Here is a 25,449-nt window from a genome sequence, read left to right as displayed (position 1 = left end):
TACCGACTATTCCAATATGAAATTAGATAATTTGAAATTTGTAGGATTCGATAATTTTAAGGGTATTTTTGATAGTGATCTGTTAACGATATCGATCAAGAACTCCATTATCTACGCCATTCTAATGACCGTATTCCAGACTAGTCTCGGCTTAATTCTGGCTGTATTTCTAGATCGTAAACTAAAGACCAAAAATATTTTGCGTTCGATGTTCTTCTTGCCTGCGGTATTTAGCCCGTTAATTATTGGTTATTTATGGAGCTATATTATGTCTACTTCAGATTTCGGTCTGATCAACCGGGCGGTTACTGCGCTGGGATTTGCGAAAATCAATTTCTTAGGCAATCCTGACTTAGCCTTGTATTCGGTGGTCGGAACGCAATTGTGGCAGTGGACCGGGTGGGCGATGGTTATCTTCCTTGCCAATCTGCAATCCATTCCTAAGGATTTATATGAGGCGGCAGAAATCGACGGAGCCAATAGCTGGGGTAAGTTCTGGAGAGTGACTTTGCCGCTTATGCAGCCTTCCGTTAACGTTGTGTCGGTCACTGCCATGATCGGTGGGTTAAAAGTATTCGATATTATCTTTGCTCTAACCGAAGGTGGACCGGGAAATTCGACACAAACAATTATGACAGCTTATATCAAGACGGTATTTACAGAAGGATTTTATGCGAAAGGTGCAGCCTTTGGGGTTGTATTCTTCATTGCCGTGATGATCATTACCATGGTGATGATGAGCTTCTTGAGAAAATGGGGTGAACAAACACGATGAATACGAAATGGCTGCGAAAATGGGGAAATCCCTTATTTGAAGTTTGTATGATTATTGCTGCTTAATTACTTTTATACCAATTTACTATTTGATTGTGACTACATTTAAAACACCAGATCAGGCAACGCTGTTTCCTTTGTCATTACCCTCTACTTTTAACTTCGGCAATTATGCAGAGGCATGGAACACGATGCAATATCCGCGTGTATTTATGAATACGTTGATTGTTACGGTGCTATCTGTGTTAGGCATTGTCTTGTTCTCATCCATGGCGGCGTATGCTCTGGCGAGAAGAAATCATGCGTTTAATCGCTTTTTGTTCTATTTTTTCTTGGCGGGAATGATGGTTCCTTTCCAAATGGGACTTGTGAATCTGTATAAATTGATCAATGCGCTTGGTTTAATGGATCATCTAGCTGCCGTAACGGTTGTAAATATCGGTACGGGCAGCATCATTGCCATATTCTTATTTCATAGCTTCTTCCTTAGCTCGGTTCCGATTGAACTGGAAGAGGCAGCTTTTATAGACGGTTGTTCGGTTTTTAAAACCTTTTGGCTTATCGCATTTCCATTATTGAAGCCGGTTATAGCAACTGTGGTGATTTTAAGTACGTTGAACGTATGGAACGACTTTATGAACCCACTTCTATTCCTACAATCAAGGGAGAATAACGTCATCCTGTTGGAAGTCTTCCGTAATGTCGGACAATTCTCCGTGGACTGGACCAGCCTGTTTCCAATGTTATTGATGGGTGTTGCACCTCTAATGATTTTCTATCTCGTGATGCAAAAATATATTATTAAGGGCGTTGCGGCTGGAGCGCTAAAAGGATAATAGGGGGATTCGTTCTATGATGCTTCAAAGTGTAGATGTAATGAATGTATTAGCTATGATTGAAAGAGTCATCGGGCCAGAAAAGTCCTCCCAAATCCGCCTGGAATCTATAGCGCCACAGAATGATCAGGATGTATTTGAGTTAGCAAGCGACAGTGGTATGGTTGTGATCAAGGGCTCCTCCGGAACAGCTTTGGCATCGGGCTTCCACTGGTATTTAAAACATACTTGTAAGGCACATTTATCGTGGTGCGGAAATCAACTTGAGTTGCCTGAACAATTACCTGGACTATTCGAACCTGTTCGTCTCGCGACTCCTTATAAATATCGGTATTATTTGAACTATTGTACCTTCTCCTACTCCATGCCTTTCTGGGATTGGGAACGTTGGCAACAAGAAATTGATCAGATGGCGATGAACGGTATCAACTTGGCACTTAGCATTATTGGGCAAGAAGAAGTGTGGAGAAGAACGCTGCTTCGGATAGGTTATGAGGAACAAGAGGTTTCTGAATTTGTATGTGGACCGGCTTTCTTTGCGTGGCAATGGATGCAGAATATGACGTCTTGGGGAGGTCCGCTACCCGAATGGTGGTTTGAAGATCGAGCTAAATTAGCGAATGCCATTCATCAGAGGATGTTAAGCTTAGGCATTTCGCCTGTGCTGCCAGGTTATAGTGGTATGGTTCCCCGGGATTTCGGTGATAAATTCCCTAGTTCAAGACCGGTCAATCAAGGCAAATGGTGTAATTTTGATAGACCTTCACTCTTACTGGCAGATGATCCGATGTATGCTACAGTAGCTACTGCTTTCTATGAGGAACAGCAAAAGCTATTCGGAACAGATATTCATTTCTATAGTGTAGATCCCTTCCATGAAGGCGGAAATACCGAGGGAATTGATTTAGCAGCTTATGCAGTTGGTGTTCAGACTGAGATGCTGCGTCATGATCCACAGGCTGTGTGGGTGTTTCAAGCTTGGGAAGGTAATCCGAAAAAAGAAATTTTACAGAACGTGATCCCGGAGCAAGCACTGGTGCTTGATTTGTGGTGTGAGTCCCATCCGACTTGGGAGACGAGTGAAGCCTTTCAAGGGATCCCTTGGGTGTGGTGTATGATTCAGAATTATGGTGGTAAAAACGGGATGTTCGGCAACTTAGATAGAATTGCACATGACCCTATCACCACTTTGCACAATCCACAAGCGGGTCGTATGTGTGGGATCGGAATGGCTATGGAGGGGATTGAGACCAATCCTGTAATGTACGATCTATTGGTGGACACCGTTTGGCGCTCAGAAGCGAATGATGTTGGGGAATGGCTAGAAGGTTATATCGAACGTCGGTACGGTAAAGTTGTTCCAGCAGCACAAGAGGCTTGGAACCTCCTACAAAAGAGTGTATACAACTGTAACACAGTGCAGCAGGGTGGGATGGAGTCCTTCATATGTGCACGTCCGTCCTTGGAGCTTACCAAAGTATCTAACTGGGGTCCGACAAATGTATATTATGAGCTTGAAGATGTGCGTCAAGCCTGCAAATCTCTGTTTGAGTGTTTTGAGGAATACAGCGATGCTGAGACCTATCGATATGACCTTACGGATGTGACTCGGCAAGCCTTGGCCGATTTGTCTCGAGTCTATTATAAACGCTTCACAGATGCTTATCAGACAGGGGATCAGGTCACATTCGAAAAAGAATCAGAGCAATTTCTACAGCTGATTCGTATGCAGGAGCGTTTGCTGCGTACCTATAAACAATTTTTGCTTGGACCGTGGCTTGAAGATGCTAAACGTATGGGAAGAACGGTAGAAGAGAAAGAGCTGTTCGAATTTAATGCGAGAACACTAATCACATTGTGGGGCCCAGAGGAATCATCACAACTACTGCACGAATACTCTCATAGAGAATGGTCTGGTTTAATCGAGAGCTTCTACTTACCTCGTTGGGAGATGTTTATCTCTTCGCTTAGTAAGGCGATGTCTGGTCAGACACCGCCAGAACCTATTGATTGGTATGCTTGGGAGTATAAATGGACGCAGGGTCATGAGCTATTTGCGACAGAGCCACAAGGATCGTTGTATGAAGTGGTGAGCAGCATCATAAATACGATTTCTGAGTTTGGTATAGCAGATTACAATGAATGAGCTTCAAGGAAAACAGTTTTCTAGCCAGAAAGTGGCTAAGGGGACTGTTTTTCCCGCATTCCTTAAGGCTGTAGAGATTTGGCTTCAGAAAACCATTGAATTCAAGAATGAAGTTGATAAAATTAAGCCATGGAGGGAGTCCTATCATGTACAGAATGCTAATAGCAGATGACAATAAGTACGAGAGAGATGGCATGAAATACTTGATCTCTAAATATAAACTTCCTTTAGAAATCAGCGAGGCCAGAAATGGCAAGGAAGCGCTGCAGATTATTGAACAACAGGAGTTCGATCTTTTACTAACAGATATTAAAATGCCCTTTATGGATGGGCTGCAGTTAGTGAAGGCGGCTCGGGAAATATATCCAAATCTGAAAATCATCCTTCTCAGCGGTCATAGCGAGTTCGAATATGCTAGAGCGGCTATTCCCTTGAAAGTGCTGCATTACTTGTTAAAGCCCGTTGAAGCAGAAGCATTACGCAGCGTTCTGTCTGAGGTCGTAGAACAATGTGAGCTAGAGGAATCCCAGAAACGTAACGTAAATTTGAAACCGTATACAGGGGCGGGTGCACCGTCCAAGTCAGAGGCGGATGGAAGCCGTTCAGCAGACAGCGAATATGGTAAGCGAGCTGTGGATGAATTGATCCGTATCATCGAGAGCAAATATAACCAGGATCTAAGCTTGGAATATTTAGCGGCGAGTGTCCATCTGTCGGGCAGCTATCTTAGTCATATTTTTAAGAAAAGAACGGGCACAAGTGTAGTGAAATATATCAATCAGTACCGCATGGAAAAAGCAAAAGAATTTCTAGACCAAAGCAACTATAAAATTAACGATGTATATAAAATGGTGGGTTATTCCGATTTTTCATATTTCGGTGTTTCCTTTAAACAGCATTTCGGACTTACGCCGACGCAATATCGGGAAAAGGTCCGTTCGTTGTGAGAACGATACTGACGTTTTTTCGAGACAGAAAGCTCAAACATAAGCTGCTGGCCTCCTATCTTGTCGTGATCATTATCCCCATCTTAGTATTAGGAGTCTATTCTTACCGGATGGCTGAATCTTATTTGAAGCAGCAGTTGATGTTAGGTATGAAGAATACGGTAGAACAAATTTCGCTTAACTTGGAACAGACCTTTGAGAAACAGAACAATTTTATTGATTTCATGGTATTCAATCCGATTATCAAGAAAATTATGGGCTATGAATTAGGCGATATTATAAGTTATACGAAGGAACTCAATGAAAATATTGAGCCGACACTTTGGTACTATACGAATATTAATATGGAGTTAAAGGAAGTTAACTTCTATTCAGAATATACGGGCAAGCAGATCGGAAACTTTATCTACTCCAGTGATCAGGTTCGAAATTTAGATTGGTATCAATCCGCGAAGATGAGCAATCAGACGGAGTGGAACTATGATGATGACGTTTTATTTGTAACCCATAATATTATGAAAAGTAATAATACAACCTTTGCTGGTGTGCTGTACGTGAGGCTCGATAAGGATCGAATATTCGAAAAATTGGATGAGCTGAATACGAAGAGTGATTATGGCATCATTATTACAGATCGCAATCAACAAGTTGTCTATTCGAGTGCAAGTAGCGGGGTTGAAGAAGAGAATGTCGCAGATCATATTGTAGGTGCCGATTCAGGGCAATTCAATATTAGACATAAGGAATATTCCTTGGTCAAAAGTGATATTGAACGCCCCGGATGGACGCTTTATTATTATACACCTGTAAAAAGCATGATTGTGGATACCAGCAGTATCCTAACCGCAATGGTGTCCATCATAGTGGTATGTATTTTAATCTTATTGCTGATTATATGGATTTTTACAAAAACGCTAGTGCAACCCATCTATAAGCTGAAAAAGAAAATAAGAGTCGTGGAAGAAGGCGACTTCGATATCCTGATCCATTCTAATTCTAAAGATGAGATTGGTGAGCTTACCAACAGCTTTGCCAGCATGGTTCGGAGGATAAAGGAATTGATCGGGCAGGTCTATCAATCCGGTATTATGGAAAAAGAAGCGGAATTGAAGGCACTCCAGGCACAGATTAGTCCTCATTTTCTATACAATACGCTTTCGATTATTAATTGGAGGGCGGTTCAAGTGGAGGCCGAGGACATCAGCGTGGTGGTCAATGCGCTTTCGAAATTTTATAGAACCAGTCTGAACAATGGAAAACAATTGACAAGTATCCGGGATGAAATTCTTAATATTCAAGCCTATATCGACATTCAGTTAGCCATGCATGATGATCAGCTCTTCGATGTCACTTATCATATTGAGGAAGAGTTGTATTCCTATCAGACAATTAACTTTATATTGCAGCCGATTGTTGAGAATGCGATTAAACATGGTATCGATGAAAAAGAAGATGGAAAAGGCATGCTTACCATTGAAGCGTATACGTATAATGACAATATCCGGTTTGTGGTAAGTGACAATGGAAAAGGGATGGATCAGGAGCAAATCCAGCAGTTGTTATACTCTAACGGAACAGGCTACGGCCTGAAGAATGTTCATGAACGAATTAAGCTGTACTATGGAGAAGCTTACGGCATTTCTATCGAAAGTGAACTGAATGTAGGGACAAGGATATGTATAGATATTAATAAAAGGTCATCCCTATAAGGGATGGCCTTTCTTGCTTACATCTGAAAAAGCTTGTAAGCAATATATGCTGCAACGGCCCAAATGATAATCGCAGAAATCTTATTAATGATCCGCATGATTTTTCCACTCGAGTCTATTTGTCCTACAATCTTCCCTGCTACAGCAAGCCCAAAGAACCAAACCCAAGAAACCAGAATGGTCGCAGCAGCAAACATAACTTTATATATGCCCGTGTAATTCAGAGAGCTGTTGCCGATAACCCCAATGGTGTCCAGGATCGCGTGTGGATTTAATAAAGAGACGGACATTGCAAACAAGATCTGTTTTTTTGAAGATAGAGGTGCTGTGTCTGTGGATGAAGAGGTAGGTGTGCTTCTCCAGATGGACCATCCCATATACAAAAGGAATACAAGTCCCACAGCAAATAAAGCGGTCTGTAGAACAGGGATGGCAAACACAAGAACAGAAACGCCTAGTACGGCTAATAAAATAAGAAGGGTGTCACATAAAGCGGCTGTAAGAATAACTGGAATCGCCCTCTTAAATTTTGGCTGTGAGGCGCCTTGGTTAAATACAAAAACATTTTGTGCGCCAAGCGGAAGAATTAATCCAAAGGCTAAGGCGATTCCGTGAAGTAGTGCGGCTAACATAGATGATTCCTCCGATGATGAGTAATGCGTTATAAAATTTGAATTAGCCCTTCAAGGGTCATCATTTGATGATCTCCTACATTTTCGGCTAAATAATATGTACTATCATACAATGCGGGCTTTCATTTAAAAAGATGTTTCATCTGCACAAATTACACCTTTAGCAGAAATGTCATACCACCTCATGACCTTTTGTAACTAGTAAGACTTTAGGAGGTTACACTATAATAAAGGTCTAGTCAGCACAGTATATAGGGGGCAATTCAGTGTTTAATCTGGTTAAGCAGTGGTTCTGGTACGATTGGCTCGTCCTCCTGTTTCGGATTTGTTTTTCTACTTCTTTTATAGTTACGATGTGTTACCTCTCAGAGGATTTTACGATTCCTTTCTGGATCGTGTTTGTTTGGGGTGTGATCTCTTTTTCAGTGCCTTGGTTTTGTTTGCAGCTGCATTATAAGTATTATCTGATGGCGGAGATCCTCCTTTCAGGTGGTCTATGCTTATATTTGGCTGCTCTGTTTCCTGATTCGTATGTAACTTTTCTGCCAATTGCTTTTATGATTGCCAGCAATAGTGCACAGAAGTCCTATCGTTGGTCAGCTCCGATCACGGTGATCTTGATTCCAATAATGTTATCTAGATTGTCACAACAAATGGATGCTATATCGATGATTGTGAACTTTGGCTTGGTGTATACGATTGGCTTCGCTTTTCACTTGCTGGTGGTGAATCATAAGCAGAACGGGATTATTAAGAACCAGAATGCTGTCCTGGAGCAGTATATCTCACAAGTCGAGCGTATGACCCTTCTGGAGGAAAGAGATCGATTATCCAAAGATTTGCATGACACTGTCGGACATTCTTATACTTCCATTCTTATGGGGCTAGAGACTTTACGTACGGAGGTGAATACCTCTGAAGGAGAGCAAAAGATAGATTCCTTATTAAAGCTAACTCGTAATGGCTTAGATGATGTTCGGCGATATTTGCACCATGTGGGCTCCTCTCAGGATTCGTTGACGCTTATGCAGTCCCTGCAGAAATTAGTGGATGATTTCCAGACTCTCTCGAAGGTTCAGATTCGTCTAAGAACGTTTGGAGAGGCATATGCAGTATCCAAGCAAGCCCAGATGACTTTATACAGATGTCTGCAAGAGTCGATAACCAATGCTGTACGTCATGGTCGAGCCAGTGAAATTGTCATTAGTCTACATTACGAAGAGAAATTGATTCGGCTGGATGTGCAGGATAATGGATTAGGCGCAACAGATTTAACAGCAGGATTCGGTCTGAACGCGATGAAGGAACGAGTTTCTAACTTGCAAGGGCAAGTGTATTTTTACTCTAAGCCAGGGGAAGGGACCTTAGTAACCTGTAGTTTGCCGAGACTCGAAGAGATCCGGGAGGAAATGGTTCGTTTATTGCTGGTAGATGATCAGCCTTATATCCGGGATAGTCTGCGAATTATTCTAGAGCAGGAGCCGGATTTTGAGATCATAGGGTTAGCAGAGAATGGTGAGCAGGCAGTAAGCTTCTGCGAGCAGGATCAACCTCATGTGGTGTTGATGGACCTAAATATGCCAAGTATGGACGGTGCGGAAGCAACCAAGCGCATTAAGCAAAAGTGGCCAGGGGTACGAGTGTTGATCCTGACTACTTTTCAAGAAACAGATATGGCAGTCGAAGCCTTGCAAAACGGGGCAGATGGCTACTTATTAAAGTCTACTGAGCCGCAGGAGCTATTTGAAGGTATACGTCTCGTACATCGGGGTGTGAAGATGATAACTCCTGCTATTACGAATGTATTAATTGATCATTATGAGATGCATCCTGCTTCTGAAGCGCAGACTGAACAGAGTAATGAATATGGGCTGACCCCACGTGAGCTTGAGATTTTAGAATGCCTCTCGAAAGGGATGCGTTATAAATCGATTGCGGCCAAATTATATTTGTCTGATGGGACGGTGAGAAATTACGCTTCTACCATCTATGCTAAGCTGGGTGTACGGAACCGCGAAGAAGCTGTAGAGAAAGCCTTTGGCACTACGGAATAACCATAACTGAATCATCTGAAATTAACGAGTGAGCACCTTGTTGTCTATTTTCCTTTCGGGAGTAGGCGATAGGGTGTTTTTTTATATTTCTCGCTTAAACGCTTACTGTCCTTATAAGCACGCCGAAGGCGTTATGTTTGAATGAAATGACTGTCATATGACATTATGGCACTGGTCGATTTTACATTAGTAGCATTAGTGTAGGAACTGTGTAGAGGAACCAATTTTTAATGCAGAGAGGGAGAGAAGACCATGAATCAAATGATCCGTAAACATGTAAGGAATTTCTGTTACTTATTAATTACTTTTGCCACCGGGCTGTTTTACCTTTGTTTTTATATGGTGGGCATTGCTTTTGGGGTCGCGATGTCCTTCACCATAGTAGGAATTCCAATCCTTTATTATGTTTTACGTTCTACGGAGACTTTTTTACAGCATGAGCGAATTCGAACCAAAGTCTATACGGATATTTCCATACGGACGATTCCGGCCCGATCTCAAGAAGAAGGCAGCATGTGGGAGCGGGTTAAAGGGGAGTTGCTGGATGAACATAACTGGAGAGCGATTATAGGACTGATGCTGCAGGGTATTATCGGAATGCTGAGTCTAATATGTGCAGCTCTTTTTTACTTGACTCCTATTATTCTCTTGTTATCACCTGTCTTGTATTCATTCGGCTTCTCTTCTATATCGTTTTTCGGTATAACAAATAGTACGCTGAGCAGCTCACTTTTTTTCATGCTGTTAGGTACATTATTTCTATGGATAGGTGCTTATCTCGGGAACAGTCTGGTAAAGATGATCGGCAGGTATACGCGGCGTTTAGTGAAGGATTTTGCTAGAAGATAAATTTAAACAAGAGAGAAGGAAGAATGATGGCAGCTTCAGTTTCATTAGTAAAATTATTCTCGCAATCCCTTTGGATGATGTGGGAGAACCTATTTGCCGTTATCACCAAGTTCCGCAGTCAATCCGTATGGAGATACGGGATATGTAAATTGGTCGTGTTGAAGTATCACGGAGAAAGTGTGGTCTGCCAAGATGGGCATCGGATACTTCCGGGTGATTGGGTGGGTGAGCTTCATCTGGATAATCGTCAGGTTGTGCAGCTAACGCGTACACTCGGCGCTGATCGGGCTGGAATCCGTACTGCACGCATGCTTCGCGAGGCCATGAAGGAGATTAGTCGTGAACTGGATAGCAATCCAGAGCTAAGCAAAGTACAGGCGCTAACGGGGATTACGCTACTTCACCGAGGGATCATCCATGGAATAGGATTTGATCAGCATCCCATCAAGTCCAAATGGCAGCGGCGATGGTATGGAATTTATCTTAGATTCTTGCTACGCATGCTGCATCCAGAAGGGAGGCAACGCGTAGAGGACAGTACGGAGAAGTTGTCTCCCATGATGCTTGTGCTTAGTAAGCAGTCTTTGAAAGCGCGGTTTGCTCCTCGAAGGAAAGAGGCGGTTTCCTGATGTGGACGCTCATTATTTTAGCTATAGATTTCATTATTCTTTATATGATGGTTCCATTTGTGATTACTCGAATATTAGGCTGGGGTGTTGCATCTAAGGGGGATGCTGCGAAGGGAATTTCTTTTACTTTTGATGACGGACCAGATCCATGCTATACCCCTGAATTATTGGACTTATTACATGAGCATGACGTTAAAGCGACCTTCTTCGTATTAGGCAAAAAGGCTGAGCAATACCCGGATTTAATCAAGCGAATGCACCGGGAAGGACACCAGATCGGCATTCATAATTATACGCATGTGCCCAACTGGATTTACTCCCCATGGACGAATAGACGGAAGCAAGTGGATCGAACAGCTGACATTGTCGAGCGGATTACAGGAGAGCGTCCTATCTTGTATCGCCCACCCTGGGGACTCCTTAATTTAGGTGATCTTGCTTTACTTAGACGTTCTTATCAGATTGTGTTGTGGTCTGTTATGGTGGGGGACTGGAAAGCATCCGTTAGCGCGAAGCAATTAAAGCATGATTTATTGAAAAAGATTAAACCGGGCTCCATCATCACTCTTCACGATAGTGGGGATACGCTAGGGGCAGATAGAGAAGCGCCGCTGAACATGATCACAGGGCTGGAACAGGTCTTAAGTGATGTTCAGCTACAGGGTTTGAACTGTCTGCGTGTGGATGAACTTCTCGATAAAGAGGCTGGGAGTATTGGAAAAGCCCAATCCCGAGCAAATGTCGCGATCAGGTCGACACGTAGCTATTGACGATTTTTTATATAGGAAGAGCTATGGTACCATTTAGGGTAAAGCCGGTAGTTCTTACGAGCCTATATTAAATTGTCGAGCAAAGGATGGGTAGCATGTTAAATACTTCTTACTGGTTAACCAATATAAGACTAGAACAGGGTTATGTAATAGAAGATGAACAAGTGGTTGGTACAAATACGAAGGCTTGTCATATCCGGATTGATGGGGATAAGATTTCAGAAGTTATTGGAGCAGACATCGAGATTCAGAGTCATCTCCCTAAATACGACGGAAAAGGGTTATTGATGCTGCCTTCTTTTGAGGAGGCGCATATCCATTTAGATAAAACATATTTTGCTGGACCATGGAAGGCGGTAAAGCCTGCTGCCGGTGTCTTCGAACGGATTGAGGAAGAGAAGGTATTATTGCCTAAGCTGCTGCCGATGGCGAGACAACAAGCGGAGAGCATCTTGACGCTTATACAGGGGTTCGGTGCCACACATGTGCGTAGTCATTGTAATATTGAGCCCATCAGCGCTCTGAAGCGTTTAGAGGCAACCATGCAAGCCTTAGAGACCTTTTCCGGCAAAATTTCATCAGAAATTGTAGCGTTTCCGCAGCATGGTCTGCTTCGTTCTAACTCTGTTGAGCTGGTAAAGCAATCTTTATCAGAGGGGGCAAACTATGTAGGAGGCGTCGACCCATCCTCTGTAGATGGAGATATCGAAAAGTCACTTCAGACCATGGTCGAGTTAGCGGTAATGAATAATGCAGGCATTGATATTCACTTGCATGATGGAAAAGAAGCAGGAAAGCAGACGTTGTCGCGTTTGGCTGATCTGACAGAAGAAGCTGGCTTGCAAGGCAAAGTGACCGTTAGCCACGCATTCTGGTTCGCGGGTGCTCCGCAGCAGGAGGCAGAAGAAATGGCCAAACGGATGGCGTCTCTCGGCATGACGGTTGCCTCCACAGTGCCTATTGGAAGAATGATGATGCCACTACCTATGCTGCACAGCCAAGGTGTAAAAGTGAAACTGGCAACAGACAGCCTTACAGATCACTGGTCTCCTTTTGGTAATGGCGATCAATTGGAGAAGGTGGGACGATACGCAGAGTTATATGGGTGTAGTGATGAACGGTCATTATCGCAATCTCTTAGATTTATAACAGGAGGAATAACACCTCTTAGTCAAAAAGGGGAACAGGTGTGGCCTAAGGTAGGAGATACTGCAAGCTTTGTGCTGCTCCATGCCAGCTGTTCAGCTGAAGCTGTAGCGCGAAGATCGGAGCGTCAAGCGGTATGGTACGAGGGCCGTCTCGTAAGTGGGTCATTATAGAGTCATGAGAGGTGGATGACATGCTCATCTCTAACCATTTACAACAGTATAAAGCCGCGCTGCTCTCACTTCCGAAGGAGACCGGGCTAACGAAAGCGGATCTGCAAGTAGATAAGCTTCTTATGAAGCGTAGCGGCAAGCTTGAAATGTACTATGCACCGCACAATGAGTACCTGAATCCTGCTGCAAAGGTGATCATTATTGGGCTAACACCCGGTTTTACACAGATGAGCGCAGCCATACAAGAAGCGATCAGAGGGTTGGAAGCCGGGCTATCAGATGAAGAGGTCTGTAAAGGGGCGAAGGAAGCGGCGAGATTCGCTGGGACTATGAGGAATACGTTAATTCATATGCTAGATGCACTTGGGCTTCAACAGTATTTGGGCCTTGCTTCCTGTGACGAGTTGTTTCAGAAGCAGCAAACGAACCTGCATACCACCTCTTTATTGCGTTTTCCCATGTTCATAGAGAAGAAAAATTATAGCGGAGCACATCCCAAGCTACTTTCTGATCCGTTCCTTAGAGAATGTGCGCTATTGTCACTAGAGCAGGAGCTGGGCATCCTGAGCCAAGCTTTAATTATTCCTCTAGGCAAAACTGTGGAAGGTATGCTTCGGCTTTTGGTATCTGAGGGTAAGCTCGATGATCAGCGCTGTTTATGGGGATTTCCTCATCCTTCGGGAGCGAACGGGCATAGATTTAAGCAGTTTGCCAGCCATCAAGAGGCAATGACAAAGGCTCTACGAGATCATTTATGGAACGCCTGAACGGCTTCCAGTTGCAACATTTTTCCTGAACCTCACGTTAAGAATGATAGAGTAGAACAACTTCATTCATCTCAGGAGGTATAATTTTACTATGAAAACATTCAAAGTAATCGGAGCGGTCCTCGCTGGAACGCTCATAGTATCGAACGTCATCTCAGCGGCACCTGTTCAGCCGGCACCGGTCAAACCAGCAACTAATTCCTCTGTACCGCAAGATTCTTATGGTGGTCTAAAATATGTGCTAGTCATTGATGGTAACGGCTACTCCCCAGTCGATGTTCCGCTATACGTAGGTTCAAGCAAGGAAGTTATGATCCCAATCCGTACAGCCGCTGAAGCGCTTGGATACAAGCTAACATGGACGCAGAGCCTTCAATCGCTAGGTCTTGAGAAAGATAGCCAGTCGATGTCCTTTCAAATTGGAAAAGATGCTTATCGTAATGGCACAACACTTCTTACGTTGGGTGCTGTTCCAGAGCTAAAGAATGGTAAAACCTACGTTCCACTCTCTTTCTTCGAAAAAGTGATGAAGCTTGAAGTTATCGCCGGCCCAACTGGAACGATTTCGATTAATTCCAAGGAGCAAGGCAGTGGAGAGACCTCTTCAGACACGATCAAGCAAGGATCAATCACTAGTATCTATAAGGGCGAAAAAAATGTTGAAATCGGCCTCAACGGGTATGGTCATGGCATTCGCCTAGGTATTTCTGATGAAACAGAAATCGTATCTGCTGATAATAAGAAGCTAACCTTCGCTGACCTGCAGCTGGGCATGTCCATCGAGGTCGAGCATAGCATGGTGATGGCTATGAGTATGCCGCCATTGACAAGCGCGATCAAGATTGTTGTGAAAGAACAAGCTCCCGATCAGCAGACGTTGGGAACGGCTGGCGTGATCGAAGAGATTACTCCTTCAGATAATGGTGCGACTCGCATTGTGATCAAGGGCGATAAGCTCAGTGATACTTCGTTCGAGACAATTGTTCTGAATACTACAGAGACTACGACTATTCTCGGTACGAAAGACAATCAGAAGATTGCCGTAAGTGAGCTGAAAAAAGGCGACAAAGTGTATGCGTTCTACGGTCCGATGTTAACCAAGAGTATGCCGCCTATCGGTCAAGCGACTAAAATCGTCGTAGAAAACTAATCTACATGAAATCGAAGAAATAACGGATCACATGGAAAAAGACCGGTGAGGTGTAGGTCAAGCTATCGACACGGCTTAAATAGCTTTCTTTTAAAGCTACGAATTTATCGCCATCACCGATGAGCAAATCTCGCTTCAGCACGGAAACCGTTAAGCTGCCTAAGAAGCCGCTCAAACTGATCAGCATGCCTGACAGGAAACCGAAGATCGGGTTGAGCGGCGTCAGGTAGGGATAGATCAGATAGGAGACTCCGGTTGTTACGACAAACGCACAAGCAAAGCCTTCCCAGGTCAAATAAGGATTGGCGGTTGGGACCACTTTGCGCTTACCCAGATAGAGGGATGCCAGATAGTGGACCACATCATTCAGTTGCGTCAGCACTACTAGGAATAATACAAGCCCCGCTCCATACTCCGGTGTAGCAAATTGAAAATAGGCTAAGTGACTAAGCCCAAATACCATCAGCATTAGTCCCCACTGGGTTGAACTAACACTACGCAGGAAGCCAACAGTCCCTTTATTAATAAGCCTAGGTAGCGGTAGGAGTAAGAATACATAGACCGGGATAAACACAATAAACATCCCGTACCACTCGATATAAATCCAGTAGAACTGAAGAGGAATGGATAAGTACGCCCACAGAAATAGTCTGCGGTCGGATTTTCGTGATTTTATCATGGAGAAATATTCTTTGAGCGCAAAGAAGGTTAGCACCATAAGTGACAGTAGTGAGACTACTGGATTAAAAAGAGTAGCCAAACAAAAGATGAAGAGCATTCCCCACCAGGTTTTGATGCGAAAGCCGATACCTGTATAGTCTTTACTTGGTTGTAATCTGCCTATAACTACATACATCAAGTGAATGGCCGATAAGGCCGCAAAAATCAGGATTATCGTTAATAGAGAGCGGTCGATAGCTAATCACCAACTTGTCGTAGAGTAGATTCCATTAATGGGTTCATATGTTATTATGAAGGAAACGTCCGATCTTGATAAGGGGAAAATTGTAAATGGCAGATGATCCATCGGTCTTTATCTTACTTACGAATACCGGAACGCTCTTTACGAAGCTTATTCAAGGCTACACGAGAGCTCCTTATAATCATGCCTCAATCTCCTTTAATCGGGAGCTTTCCGAGTTATATAGCTTTGGCAGAAAGCATCCGAGCAATCCTTTGAATGGTGGATTCGTGAAGGAGGATATTAAGACAGGCACGTTCAGTAAGTATCCGAATACAACATGTGTTCTCTACGAACTTCAAGTAACAGCCCGCGAAGTGGAGAAGATGGAGCGGGTGCTCAAAGTTTTTATCCGCAGCCGGCAAAAGTATCTCTATAACATTCTCGGTGTAATTGGTATTGCACTGAAGGAACCTGTCGAATTCAGCAACTCCTACTTCTGCTCACAATTTGTTGCGGAAATTCTGGAGAGGTCCGGAATTAAGCTATGGAATAAGCTGCCTGCGCTCGTAACGCCTGATGATTTTCGGCAAAGCGATCGTCTGAAGCTGATTTATCAAGGCAAATTAAGTCAGTACGAACCTAAAAGCTAAGGGAGAGTATTTGGATGAATAACAAAGAACGGTTCTCAAATCGGGTAGATTCGTATGTGAAATATCGGCCGAGCTATCCTAAAGAAGCCATTGATTATTTATACAATACGATTGGGCTAAAACCGAATTGCAATATTGCAGATATCGGCGCAGGAACGGGAATATTCTCAGCATTGCTTCTGGAGCGCGGGAGTCGTGTGACAGCCGTTGAACCAAATCCGGAAATGCGTACAGCTGCGGAGGAGAAGTTCGCAAAGGATAACCATTTCCGCGCATTGCCAGGGTCTGCCGAGAAGACAGAATTGCCAGACCAGTCTGTAGATTTTATCGTGTGTGCCCAGGCGTTTCACTGGTTTGATAGGGATGCAGCGCAATTGGAATTCAAGCGGATTCTTAAATCGGGTGGAAAGGCAGTTCTGATATGGAATTCTCGGCGTACTTACGGTACCCCATTTCTGGAGGAATATGAGCAGCTGGTGCAAGCTTTCGGCACGGACTACACTCAAGTGAATCATAAGAACATTACCCCTGAAATCCTTAGTTCCTTTTTTAAGACAGGGCAGATGCAAGTTGCACACTTTAGCAATCAGCAGGTGTTTGATTTCGAGGGATTAAGCGGGCGGGCAAGATCGTCTTCTTACATTCCGGCCCCCGGAGATCCACGTTACGAGAACATGATGACGGAGCTGCGGAGCCTGTTTGAACGAAATAAACAGGATGATAAAGTGTTTTTTGAATATGAGACCGAGATCTATTGGGGCGAAGTATAAAAAATATAAGCATAGTAAAAAGACTCAAATCCCAATAATAACAGGGTTTGAGTCTTTTTACTTTTAGTTATGAAAGATGAACGTAAAAGGTGGTGGATTCGCCGACCGTGCTTTTGGCATAAATTTTTCCTTTATGCTGTTCAACGATGGATTTGGCAATCGCCAGACCTAGGCCATAACCCCCTTGTTTACGCGCTCGGGAAGCATTCGTGCGGTAGAATCGGTCAAAGATTCTTGCTAAGTGCTCCGGAGCAATACCCTCACCCGTATTGGTGACCGATAACACCATATCATTATGTTGTTTTTTAAGAGATAAGGTGACTGAGCCTTTAGGGTTCGAATATTTTACAGCGTTGTCCAAAAGGATCATAATCACTTGTTTGATCTGTTCACTATTTCCTAGTACGGTCAGGTTAGGCTCAATGTCATATTCAAGCGAGATATGCTTCTCAAAGATTACGGCTTCCATCGTTAAAATGATATTTTCAACCGCATCGCTCAAATTGAACTTCGAATACATCATTGTCGATTTGGTATCATCCATCTCAGTCAGGTACAGTAGATCATTGGTCAGATTGGTCATTCTCTCGGTTTCTGATTTAATATAGTGCAGCCACTTTGACTGATTGTGAATGGTGTCGTCACTGTTGGACAGGAGAACATCTGTATTGGTATTAATTATGGTCAATGGTGTCTTCAGCTCATGGGAAGCGTCAGCAATAAACTGCTTCTGTTTATCAAAAGCCTCCTTCACCGGTGCAATGGAACGATTAGCAAAAAATCGGCTTGCGAAGTATAAGATAATCAGCATTACCGAGCCAACTACAGAGAAGGTATAGATAAGATTGGTGAGGATTTTTTGCTCTGCAGTGATATCCAGGAATACAAGCATCGCCCCATCATTCGTATGCTGGATGTTAAAGATCCATTTACTGCTATCCAAGGTGAACCTTCCGGTATCTTTATTGGTACTTAGCGCTTCTTGCAAAGCTGTATTATAAAATTCATCATCCATAGTAAATTTGGAATCTTTCCCTATAAGGTTCGACGCTGTATCTATCTTTAGCATAAATGAGACGGATCGTTCTGGAGGCGGGGTTCCGTTATCCATACGTTTATTATCAGCATGAGGTAACTGGGAACCTCCCTTTGTTGAGCCTAACCGGCCTGTGTCACTACCGGGAGACTTGTAGTTTTCCATGATTCTGTGAAGATCCATCTGAATATTGCTCTGTACATCTTGGTACGTAATGACATAAATCGAGATGAAGGCTACAAGCATAATTACGGATATGGTTACTAGGTTAACAATAAGAAATCGATTTCTGAGCTTCGTGAACATTAGGTCGTCACCTCTAATACATACCCTACGTTTCTGATCGTATTAATACGTGCAGTCGAATTTAAGAAGGTCAGTTTTTTTCTCAAAAAAGAAATATACACCTCCACATTGTTGTGCTCAGCGTCGGAATCGAAGCCCCATAACTTCTCAATAATTTGTTCTTTGGAGGTTACGGCTTGTTTCCTCAAGATCAGAAGCTCCAACAATTCACTTTCCTTTAGGTTCAGCTTGATCTCTTTGCCACCCACGGTTAGCTTCAGAGTCGATGTATTCAGTTCAATATCCCCGAACTTTAAAGCATCATCTGGTATAACCTCGTTCTTACGTCTTAGTACAGCTCTTATTCTTGCCAGTAAGATCTCTGAAGAAAAAGGTTTGGCGATATAATCATCAGCCCCGTAATCTAGCCCATTGACCATATCTGTGATCTCACCCTTTGCGGTAAGCAGGATAACGGGAGTGGACACCCCTTTTTTGCGCAGCGTCTTGAGGACGCTAACCCCATCCATCTCAGGCAGCATAATGTCGAGCAGCAGCAAATCATAAATTCCACTCAGTGCGTAATCTAGACCCGATCTGCCGTCATGGACAGCGTCCACCGAATAATTATGCTTCTTTAATATTTGAGTTAAGGCTTCAGCGAGATGAAGCTCGTCTTCTACAATTAATATTCTCATGGTTCTGCCATCCCCTACATATCAACGAGTATTTGTTATTGAGGCCATTATATCAGTATTACCTTTATTGAACCTTAATGAAGAGAGACAACAGCGGCCGGAAGTCCAACATTCACCGGAGTTACGAGTTACACCTTTTAGGGTCGTCAGCGGTATTCTCAAACTGTTAAGGCAATGTAAAAGATAATCAATCATTTGTAAAAGCATTTAAGATTCATTAAAGGTTTGGGTTCTAAGATACATTCATAAGCACACGAAACATTGATAAACAGAAAGGACTGAGCCCCTATGGCGATTGAGGTATTTAACCGTTATGAGAACAAATATTTACTCGACAACGAAGCCTACTATAAATTTTATAACCAATTGCTTGAATACATGGAATTAGACGATTTCAACAAGCAGAATGAGTTTTATTCCATCACTAACTTATATTATGATACTGCGCACAACACGCTGATTCGTAACAGTCTTGCCAAGCCCAAATACAAAGAGAAGCTTCGTCTAAGAGCTTATGGAGTTCCGAATCAAGATACGAAGGTGTATCTGGAAATCAAGAAGAAGGTATTCGGGTTGGTTAATAAAAGAAGAACATCGCTCAAATTGAATGAAGCTTATGATTTTGTTGCTACCGGCATAGAGCCGGAGTTTAAGGATTACATGAACAAACAGGTAATTGAAGAGATTAAATACTTTTTAACCCGGTATGATTTGCAGCCGATGGTATATCTGTCTTATGACCGAAAAGCGTTGTTTTGTAAAAATAATCGCGATTTAAGAATCACGTTCGACACGAACATCCGAAGCCGGAGGTACGATCTGAAGATGGAGCATGGCGTTTATGGTGAACCTTTGCTAGAGCCAGGTCAGTGGCTGATGGAAGTGAAAGCTGAGAATACGATTCCGGTCTGGCTGGCAAAAATGCTCTCGGAGCATCAAATGTACCGTACAAGCTTCTCCAAGTACGGGAACGAATATAAAAAAATGCTAAAGAACAGTAAAGCAGAACGGGGGAGTGCTCTTTATGCTTGATTCATTATTTACCGTTGCAACGAGTACAGAATTAACGTTTACCAACGCTATTCTAACTATTTTCATAGCTATTGCACTTGGAGGAATCATTAGTTACACCTACATGAAGACCAACCCTGGCGGATACTCGCAGAGCTTCACGCTCACGATGGTACTGCTACCTGTAATTGTGGCCATCATCATACTGCTGATTGGTAGTAATGTCGCTAGAGCCTTCAGTCTTGCTGGAGCATTCTCCATCATTCGGTTCAGAAGTGCACCGGGTGATCCGAAGGATATCACTTTCGTCTTGTTCACTATGGCATCGGGACTTGCCTGCGGGGTGGGTTCGTTTGGATACGCGATCTTGTTCACTCTTATCCTGTGCGTACTTATGTTTATACTGAATCGGACGAACTTTGGGGTAAGAACAACTTCGCAAAAAACACTGAAAGTGACTATTCCGGAGAGTCTGGGATACGAAGAAGCCTTTGCTGAAGTTTTCAACAAATTTAATGTTGGGTATGAGCTTAAGAAGATTAGAACGACTGAGCTGGGTAGTTTATATGAATTAGTCTACGCCGTTACGCTAAGTGAAGCAGTGAATCAGAAGGAATTCTTGGATGCGATTCGTACTCGTAACGGTAATCTAGATCTCTCGTTGACCATGACTCCAACTATTAATGACTATTAAGATAATCGAAAGGATGGATGACAAATGGATAAGTATATAACCGGAAGTAAAGTAGGAATCTTGCTGCTGTGTGCATTACTTATGTCGGCTTGCAGCACTAATTCTACGACAGCACAGTCTGAAGCCCTGGCGGATACGACAGCAGCCTCAGGAACAACGGTAACTCAGGACGGAGCTGCTACTGGAGTACAACTGGCTAGCGCCAAGCTTACAGACTTAGTAACATTCGATGAAGATGATTCTAATACAAGTTGGACTGCCGACCAATCGACGGATATTGCCTTGGCTGGAACGAGTGCTGTTATCGATGGTACGGGAGCTGAATCCAAGGATGGGTCAGTGACGATTACTGCAGCGGGGACCTATGTGCTTTCGGGTAAGCTCAATGATGGGCAGATCGTAATTAATAATCAGGATGATGGAATTGTACATCTGGTGTTAAATGGTGTGAACATCTCGGACAGCGACAACGCTGCAATCTACATTAAAGAAGCTGGGAAAGTGATCATTACCTTGGAGGACGGAACTGAGAACTCCGTGTCTGATGGAGTGACTTATGTCTATGCTGATGAAGCTACAGATGAGCCAAGTGCTGCTATCTTCAGTAAAGCAGACTTAACGATCAATGGCACTGGCAAGTTGTCTGTCTCGGCAAATTATAATGATGGAATTACAAGTAAAGATGATCTGAAAATCATGAATGGTACGCTGGAAATTAAAGCCGCTGACGATGGAATGGTGGGGAAAGATCTTGTCGCTGTTCAAGACGGTAAGCTCAGTATTACGGCTGAAGGTGACGGAATCAAATCGACCAATGATACCGAAGCGGACAAAGGCTTCATTGCTATAGCAGCAGGAACGTTCGATATTAAAGCGGGCAATGACGGTATTCAGGCTGAGACTGCTCTCGTAATTGATGACGGAACGTACACCGTGGTTACAGGAGGTGGCAATGTTAACGGTGAGGTGAAAACAGGTGATCAAGGGGCAGGCATGGGCATGAGAGGTGATCGAGGTCAGGGAACAGGCGGCAAAACACCGGGAACATCAGAAACATCCACGCCAGAAACAAAGCCAGAAATGCCAGCGCAAGAAGCATCAACAACGAAAATGACAACGACAACGACAACGACAACGACAGAATCCGAAACAGCAAGCACTAAAGGGTTGAAGGCTGGAGGAGATATCAGCATCAACAACGGAATGTTTACCATCGATTCTGCTGATGATGCCGTACACAGCAATAGCAATATTGCCATAACAGATGGAGAACTCCATATTCAAACGGGAGATGATGGAATCCATGCCGATGCCTTGGTAGCGATATCGGGTGGAAAGATTGATATTACGAAAAGCTATGAAGGGATCGAAGGAGCCAACATCGCGATATCTGGAGGCGAAGCTAATGTAGTCTCTTCTGATGATGGCGTGAATGTAGCCGGGGGTAACGACGAGGCAACTGCTGGCGGCGGCCCTCAGGAGCAGGATCAATTCAGCGAGGCTGCAGCAAATGTACTCACGATTAGTGGAGGAATGTTAACCGTCGATGCTGCAGGTGACGGATTAGATTCGAACGGCTCCATCGTGATGTCGGGTGGTACAGTCATTGTGAATGGTCCGACCAATGGCGGTAACGGTTCACTTGATTTTGATGGCAGCTTTGAACAGAGTGGAGGCACGCTAATCGCCGCGGGAAGCTCGGGTATGGCTCAGGCACCATCCGACACCTCCAGCCAACATGCAATCAGCATGACGTTCCCTCAAACCCAGAAGGCAGGAACATTAGTTCATTTAGAGGATAGCGAAGGAAACACAATCCTAACCTTTGCTCCATCGAAGGATTATCAATCTGTGGTGATTAGTTCGCCAGAGCTGAAGGACGGCGGTTCTTACACCCTCTACTCGGGTGGTACCTCGACTGGCAGTGAAGTGAATGGACTGTATACAGATGGTGACTATACAGGAGGAACCCAAATAGTAGCGTTTGAAATCACTAGTAATATAACTTGGCTGAATGAATCCGGAGTAACCACCGCGAACACCAATCAAGGTCCTGGTGGCGGAGGAAGAAGAAACCCATAAGAAATACGGTAATAGAAACCCACTCCATTATGCTTATGGAGTGGGTTTTATTTGAAGTAAATTTAGTCTCTATTCACTGGGTTGGAACTCAATTCAATGGGTTTATTAGAAGTGTTGATAATCAAATGGTGTGAATTAAAAGACAGAATTTGAATCAGCTGCTCTGCCATGTGGTTAGCGGTATATTTGAATCCTCCCTTTACCCATTCCATGATTAATCCAAATAGAGCATAGGCCGTATAACTGGAAAACAATTCGATATTTATATTGGTGTTTGTGTTATTAACTGAGACTAGGTCCTGCTTAGTAAGCTCTTTTAAGATATCACAAATCTTATTTTGAAACCCAGGCAGAACATTCGAATTTACAATGATGGTATAGAAATTAGAATAGGAGGCTACATGTTCAAAAATTTTGATGCTGGAGGTAGTAAGCTCACTAACGATAAATTTATCGGTATGAAGATAGGGATCCTTATAGGCTTTAATTAAATCCTCTAGTACATCATCGATCAGCTCATTCAGAAGCTCTTCTTTGGTTTGATAATGCTTATAGAAGGTTCCACGGTTTAAATCGGCAAGGGTAACAATATCAGTTATCGTAATGGTGCGAAAATTCTTTTTTTCCATGAGAAATATCAATGCGTTCTTTAACTCTTTCCTCGATTTGCTAGTTCTCCGATTATTTTTAAGCAACAGAAGACCTCCTAACTGTCTATTTTCTATTCCTATTTCAACACAATCCTGAGTTATATATATTTATGAACATTTGGTGTCTCGTTTGTATATTGATAGTTAAATTGCAGATGATTAAACTTAAGTAGAATAAATTTTAAGTGGTTTAGAGATTTTAAAAATATAAGGATAACGCTTATCGTCCAAAGGACGCCAAAGGCGGTTCTGCTTATATTGCTATTTACATTATAGATAAACGTAAAGGAGACTTCCAACATGAAACTTCAAGACAGAGTTGCAGTGGTTACAGGAGCCGCATCAGGTATGGGGAAATCAATCGCAGAGTTGTACGCTAAAGAAGGTGCAAAAGTGATTGTAGCCGATCTTAACCTCGAAGGCGCAGAACAAGTCGCAGCAGGAATCGTTAGTAATGGTGGAGTAGCTAAGGCGTTGAAAGTGAATGTTGCGCTAGTTGAAGACATCGATAACATGATTGATACCGCAGTAAATGAATATGGAACGCTAGATATTCTAGTGAATAATGCGGGTATTATGGATGGATTCGAGCCCGTTGGTGATATTACAGATGAACGATGGGATCTTATCTTTGATATAAATACTAAAAGTGTAATGCGGTCCACACGTAAAGCGTTGCCTATTTTTCTGGAAAAAGGAAAAGGTGTTATTGTAAATACTGCTTCTACAGGTGGCGTAAGTGGTGCCCATGCGGGCGCAATTTACACAGCATCTAAACATGCTGTAGTAGGCTTGACGAAAAACACAGCTTTTATGTATGCCAATAAAGGCATTCGTTGTAATGCCATCGCACCGGGAGCTACTGCCACTAACATCAGTGCCTCAATGAAAAATATTAATGAATTCGGCATGAGCCGCACTCAATTAACACAGGCTGTAATTCCTCGGGTAGGTACACCTGAAGAAATCGCACAAGTTGCGTTATTCTTGGCTTCGGATGACTCCAGTTTTGTAAACGGAGCGATCATTGCTGCCGACGCGGGTTGGACTTCAGCATTCTAAACATTGGTTATCATACCTGTCAGTCCGATTCATTTTAAAATCGTTAGGAACAGAGCAGCGAATCTCTTGGCATTAGAGAATCGCTGCTCTTTGTTTTGGGTCGGTGATTGTCTGCTTCTGCTTTAACAGCTTTTTATGCTCTTGATATTTCCTGGGTGACCCCTCAAAATAAAGAGAATGCTAACTATAAAGGGAGTTATATGAAATGAACGATATTAGGGTGCGGAATCATGTGAAAGTGATTGGAGAAGGAGAACGCACAATCCTTTTTGCCCATGGATTTGGGTGTGACCAGAGTATGTGGCAGTTTATTACGCCTTCTTTTGAGAAAAAATATCGAATCGTTCTATTTGATTATGTAGGCTCAGGTAACTCAGATTTAAGTGCATATGCAACAGATAAATATCATACACTCCACGGCTATGTACAGGATGTATTGGATGTCATCCAAACGCTGGAACTTAAAGATATTATTTTTATAGGCCATTCTATTAGCTCTATGATCGGGATGCTTGCTTCGATTGAGCGGCCGGATTATTTTGATAAAATGATCATGATTGGTCCTTCTCCATGTTATTTAAATGATGGAGATTACTTCGGAGGCTTCGAGAAGAGTGATATCACTGAGCTTCTGGAGATGATGGAGATGAATTTCGCAGGCTGGGCAAGCTTTATGGCACCTCTTGCTATGAACAACCCTGACCCGATGTTAACGAAAGAGCTGGAACGCAGCTTTATCTCGGCAGATCCTGTTATTGCTAGAGAATTTGCAGAGGTTACATTCTTTTCGGATCATAGAGAAGATCTACCTAAGGCTACAGTCCCTACACTTATTCTGCAATGCTCGGATGACAGTATCGTACCTATAGCGGCCGGAGAATATCTACATAAGCATCTGAATAATAGTACCTTCCGGTTAATGGAGGCTAAGGGGCATTACCCACATATTAGTCATCCTGAGGAGACCATCACTTTAATTAATGAATATCTTACGTAAGCTGGACGAGATTATGCTGTGTTGAAAG

Annotated in this window: 24 protein-coding genes; 19 read left to right on the top strand and 5 right to left on the bottom strand. The window is 43.1% G+C overall.

Translation table 11 applies throughout. The features are described from left to right. Positions 1–16 precede the first annotated feature (16 nt). The 5 genes from ACDZ28_RS07380 (at position 17) to ACDZ28_RS07360 (ending at position 6,412) form a co-directional block, all read left to right on the top strand. Positions 17–775 (top strand): carbohydrate ABC transporter permease, encoded by a 759-nt coding sequence (locus ACDZ28_RS07380; RefSeq protein ID WP_231573986.1) that lies wholly within the window; start codon positions 17–19, stop codon positions 773–775. 94 nt (positions 776–869) lie between these two features. Further along, positions 870–1,610, top strand: a complete 741-nt coding sequence (locus tag ACDZ28_RS07375) for a carbohydrate ABC transporter permease (protein ID WP_375104341.1) — start codon at positions 870–872, stop codon at positions 1,608–1,610. A 16-nt stretch (positions 1,611–1,626) separates the two neighbouring features. Continuing rightward, the gene (locus ACDZ28_RS07370) at positions 1,627–3,756 is read left to right on the top strand and encodes an alpha-N-acetylglucosaminidase (RefSeq protein ID WP_375104340.1); all 2,130 of its coding nucleotides are present in this window, start codon (positions 1,627–1,629) and stop codon (positions 3,754–3,756) included. A gap of 146 nt (positions 3,757–3,902) precedes the next feature. Beyond that, positions 3,903–4,703: a response regulator gene (locus ACDZ28_RS07365; protein ID WP_341115680.1), complete on the top strand. Its 801-nt coding sequence runs from the start codon at positions 3,903–3,905 to the stop codon at positions 4,701–4,703. Then, on the top strand, positions 4,700–6,412 hold the full coding sequence (locus ACDZ28_RS07360; RefSeq protein WP_042131608.1) for a sensor histidine kinase: 1,713 nt from the start codon (positions 4,700–4,702) through the stop codon (positions 6,410–6,412). Before ACDZ28_RS07365 ends, ACDZ28_RS07360 begins: the two co-directional genes overlap by 4 nt. Positions 6,413–6,429: 17 nt before the next feature. Here ACDZ28_RS07360 and ACDZ28_RS07355 read toward each other — a convergent pair whose 3' ends face one another. After that, a complete protein-coding gene (locus ACDZ28_RS07355) occupies positions 6,430–7,044 on the bottom strand; it encodes a LysE/ArgO family amino acid transporter (RefSeq protein WP_375104339.1) in 615 nt (204 codons plus the stop codon). A gap of 266 nt (positions 7,045–7,310) precedes the next feature. On the opposite strand from ACDZ28_RS07355, the gene ACDZ28_RS07350 reads away from it, so the two are divergent. The 7 genes from ACDZ28_RS07350 to ACDZ28_RS07320 all read left to right on the top strand — a co-directional run bounded on the left by ACDZ28_RS07350 (position 7,311) and on the right by ACDZ28_RS07320 (position 14,582). Continuing rightward, a complete protein-coding gene (locus ACDZ28_RS07350; RefSeq protein ID WP_375104338.1) occupies positions 7,311–9,098 on the top strand; it encodes a response regulator in 1,788 nt (595 codons plus the stop codon). Between the two features lie 252 nt (positions 9,099–9,350). Next, positions 9,351–9,947: a sensor domain-containing protein gene (locus tag ACDZ28_RS07345; protein ID WP_375104337.1), complete on the top strand. Its 597-nt coding sequence runs from the start codon at positions 9,351–9,353 to the stop codon at positions 9,945–9,947. A 23-nt stretch (positions 9,948–9,970) separates the two neighbouring features. After that, positions 9,971–10,576 (top strand): polysaccharide deacetylase, encoded by a 606-nt coding sequence (locus tag ACDZ28_RS07340; protein WP_375104336.1) that lies wholly within the window; start codon positions 9,971–9,973, stop codon positions 10,574–10,576. Beyond that, entirely contained in the window at positions 10,576–11,346 is a 771-nt protein-coding gene (locus ACDZ28_RS07335) for a polysaccharide deacetylase family protein (RefSeq protein ID WP_375104335.1), read from the top strand. Before ACDZ28_RS07340 ends, ACDZ28_RS07335 begins: the two co-directional genes overlap by 1 nt. A gap of 95 nt (positions 11,347–11,441) precedes the next feature. Then, positions 11,442–12,665, top strand: a complete 1,224-nt coding sequence (locus ACDZ28_RS07330) for an amidohydrolase (protein ID WP_375104334.1) — start codon at positions 11,442–11,444, stop codon at positions 12,663–12,665. 20 nt (positions 12,666–12,685) lie between these two features. Further along, positions 12,686–13,432 (top strand): uracil-DNA glycosylase family protein, encoded by a 747-nt coding sequence (locus ACDZ28_RS07325; protein ID WP_375104333.1) that lies wholly within the window; start codon positions 12,686–12,688, stop codon positions 13,430–13,432. A gap of 91 nt (positions 13,433–13,523) precedes the next feature. Further along, the gene (locus tag ACDZ28_RS07320) at positions 13,524–14,582 is read left to right on the top strand and encodes a copper amine oxidase N-terminal domain-containing protein (RefSeq protein WP_375104332.1); all 1,059 of its coding nucleotides are present in this window, start codon (positions 13,524–13,526) and stop codon (positions 14,580–14,582) included. A gap of 1 nt (position 14,583) precedes the next feature. Here the strand turns inward: ACDZ28_RS07320 and ACDZ28_RS07315 are convergent, their stop codons facing one another. Continuing rightward, positions 14,584–15,498 (bottom strand): phosphatidate cytidylyltransferase, encoded by a 915-nt coding sequence (locus tag ACDZ28_RS07315; RefSeq protein WP_042131597.1) that lies wholly within the window; start codon positions 15,496–15,498, stop codon positions 14,584–14,586. Between the two features lie 95 nt (positions 15,499–15,593). Here ACDZ28_RS07315 and ACDZ28_RS07310 point away from each other — a divergent pair, with 95 nt between their 5' ends. Beyond that, entirely contained in the window at positions 15,594–16,136 is a 543-nt protein-coding gene (locus ACDZ28_RS07310; RefSeq protein WP_042131596.1) for a hypothetical protein, read from the top strand. Positions 16,137–16,150: 14 nt separating this feature from the next. Further along, complete coding sequence (locus tag ACDZ28_RS07305) at positions 16,151–16,906, top strand: class I SAM-dependent methyltransferase (RefSeq protein ID WP_042131595.1); 756 nt, start codon at positions 16,151–16,153, stop codon at positions 16,904–16,906. A gap of 67 nt (positions 16,907–16,973) precedes the next feature. On the opposite strand, the gene ACDZ28_RS07300 is transcribed toward ACDZ28_RS07305, so the two are convergent. Together ACDZ28_RS07300 and ACDZ28_RS07295 are read right to left on the bottom strand one after the other, a co-directional pair. Further along, positions 16,974–18,248 carry a sensor histidine kinase gene (locus ACDZ28_RS07300; protein ID WP_375104331.1) on the bottom strand — a complete coding sequence of 425 codons (1,275 nt, stop codon included), beginning with the start codon at positions 18,246–18,248 and terminating at the stop codon, positions 16,974–16,976. Then, entirely contained in the window at positions 18,248–18,925 is a 678-nt protein-coding gene (locus tag ACDZ28_RS07295) for a response regulator transcription factor (protein ID WP_375104330.1), read from the bottom strand. The genes ACDZ28_RS07300 and ACDZ28_RS07295 overlap by 1 nt, the downstream gene beginning before the upstream one ends. A 288-nt stretch (positions 18,926–19,213) precedes the next feature. On the opposite strand from ACDZ28_RS07295, the gene ACDZ28_RS07290 reads away from it, so the two are divergent. The 3 genes from ACDZ28_RS07290 to ACDZ28_RS07280 are packed head-to-tail and all read left to right on the top strand — an operon-like array spanning position 19,214 to position 22,712. Beyond that, on the top strand, positions 19,214–19,957 hold the full coding sequence (locus tag ACDZ28_RS07290) for a polyphosphate polymerase domain-containing protein (RefSeq protein WP_375104329.1): 744 nt from the start codon (positions 19,214–19,216) through the stop codon (positions 19,955–19,957). Next, positions 19,950–20,630, top strand: coding sequence for a DUF4956 domain-containing protein (locus tag ACDZ28_RS07285; protein WP_076120354.1), 681 nt, complete (start codon positions 19,950–19,952; stop codon positions 20,628–20,630). Before ACDZ28_RS07290 ends, ACDZ28_RS07285 begins: the two co-directional genes overlap by 8 nt. Positions 20,631–20,654: 24 nt before the next feature. Next, on the top strand, positions 20,655–22,712 hold the full coding sequence (locus ACDZ28_RS07280) for a carbohydrate-binding domain-containing protein (protein ID WP_375104328.1): 2,058 nt from the start codon (positions 20,655–20,657) through the stop codon (positions 22,710–22,712). Between the two features lie 62 nt (positions 22,713–22,774). Here the strand turns inward: ACDZ28_RS07280 and ACDZ28_RS07275 are convergent, their stop codons facing one another. Continuing rightward, positions 22,775–23,341 carry a TetR/AcrR family transcriptional regulator gene (locus ACDZ28_RS07275; RefSeq protein ID WP_375104327.1) on the bottom strand — a complete coding sequence of 189 codons (567 nt, stop codon included), beginning with the start codon at positions 23,339–23,341 and terminating at the stop codon, positions 22,775–22,777. 321 nt (positions 23,342–23,662) lie between these two features. On the opposite strand from ACDZ28_RS07275, the gene ACDZ28_RS07270 reads away from it, so the two are divergent. Together ACDZ28_RS07270 and ACDZ28_RS07265 are read left to right on the top strand one after the other, a co-directional pair. Continuing rightward, positions 23,663–24,424, top strand: coding sequence for an SDR family oxidoreductase (locus tag ACDZ28_RS07270; protein ID WP_076120351.1), 762 nt, complete (start codon positions 23,663–23,665; stop codon positions 24,422–24,424). 205 nt (positions 24,425–24,629) lie between these two features. Beyond that, complete coding sequence (locus ACDZ28_RS07265) at positions 24,630–25,421, top strand: alpha/beta fold hydrolase (RefSeq protein WP_375104326.1); 792 nt, start codon at positions 24,630–24,632, stop codon at positions 25,419–25,421. The last annotated feature ends 28 nt before the right edge of the window (positions 25,422–25,449 follow it).

This window comes from Paenibacillus sp. RS8 (assembly GCF_041956825.1).
Classification (GTDB): Bacteria; Bacillota; Bacilli; order Paenibacillales; family Paenibacillaceae; genus Paenibacillus_AQ.
Note: the sequence above shows the minus strand (reverse complement) of the source record. Positions and strands in the feature narration are given on the sequence as shown.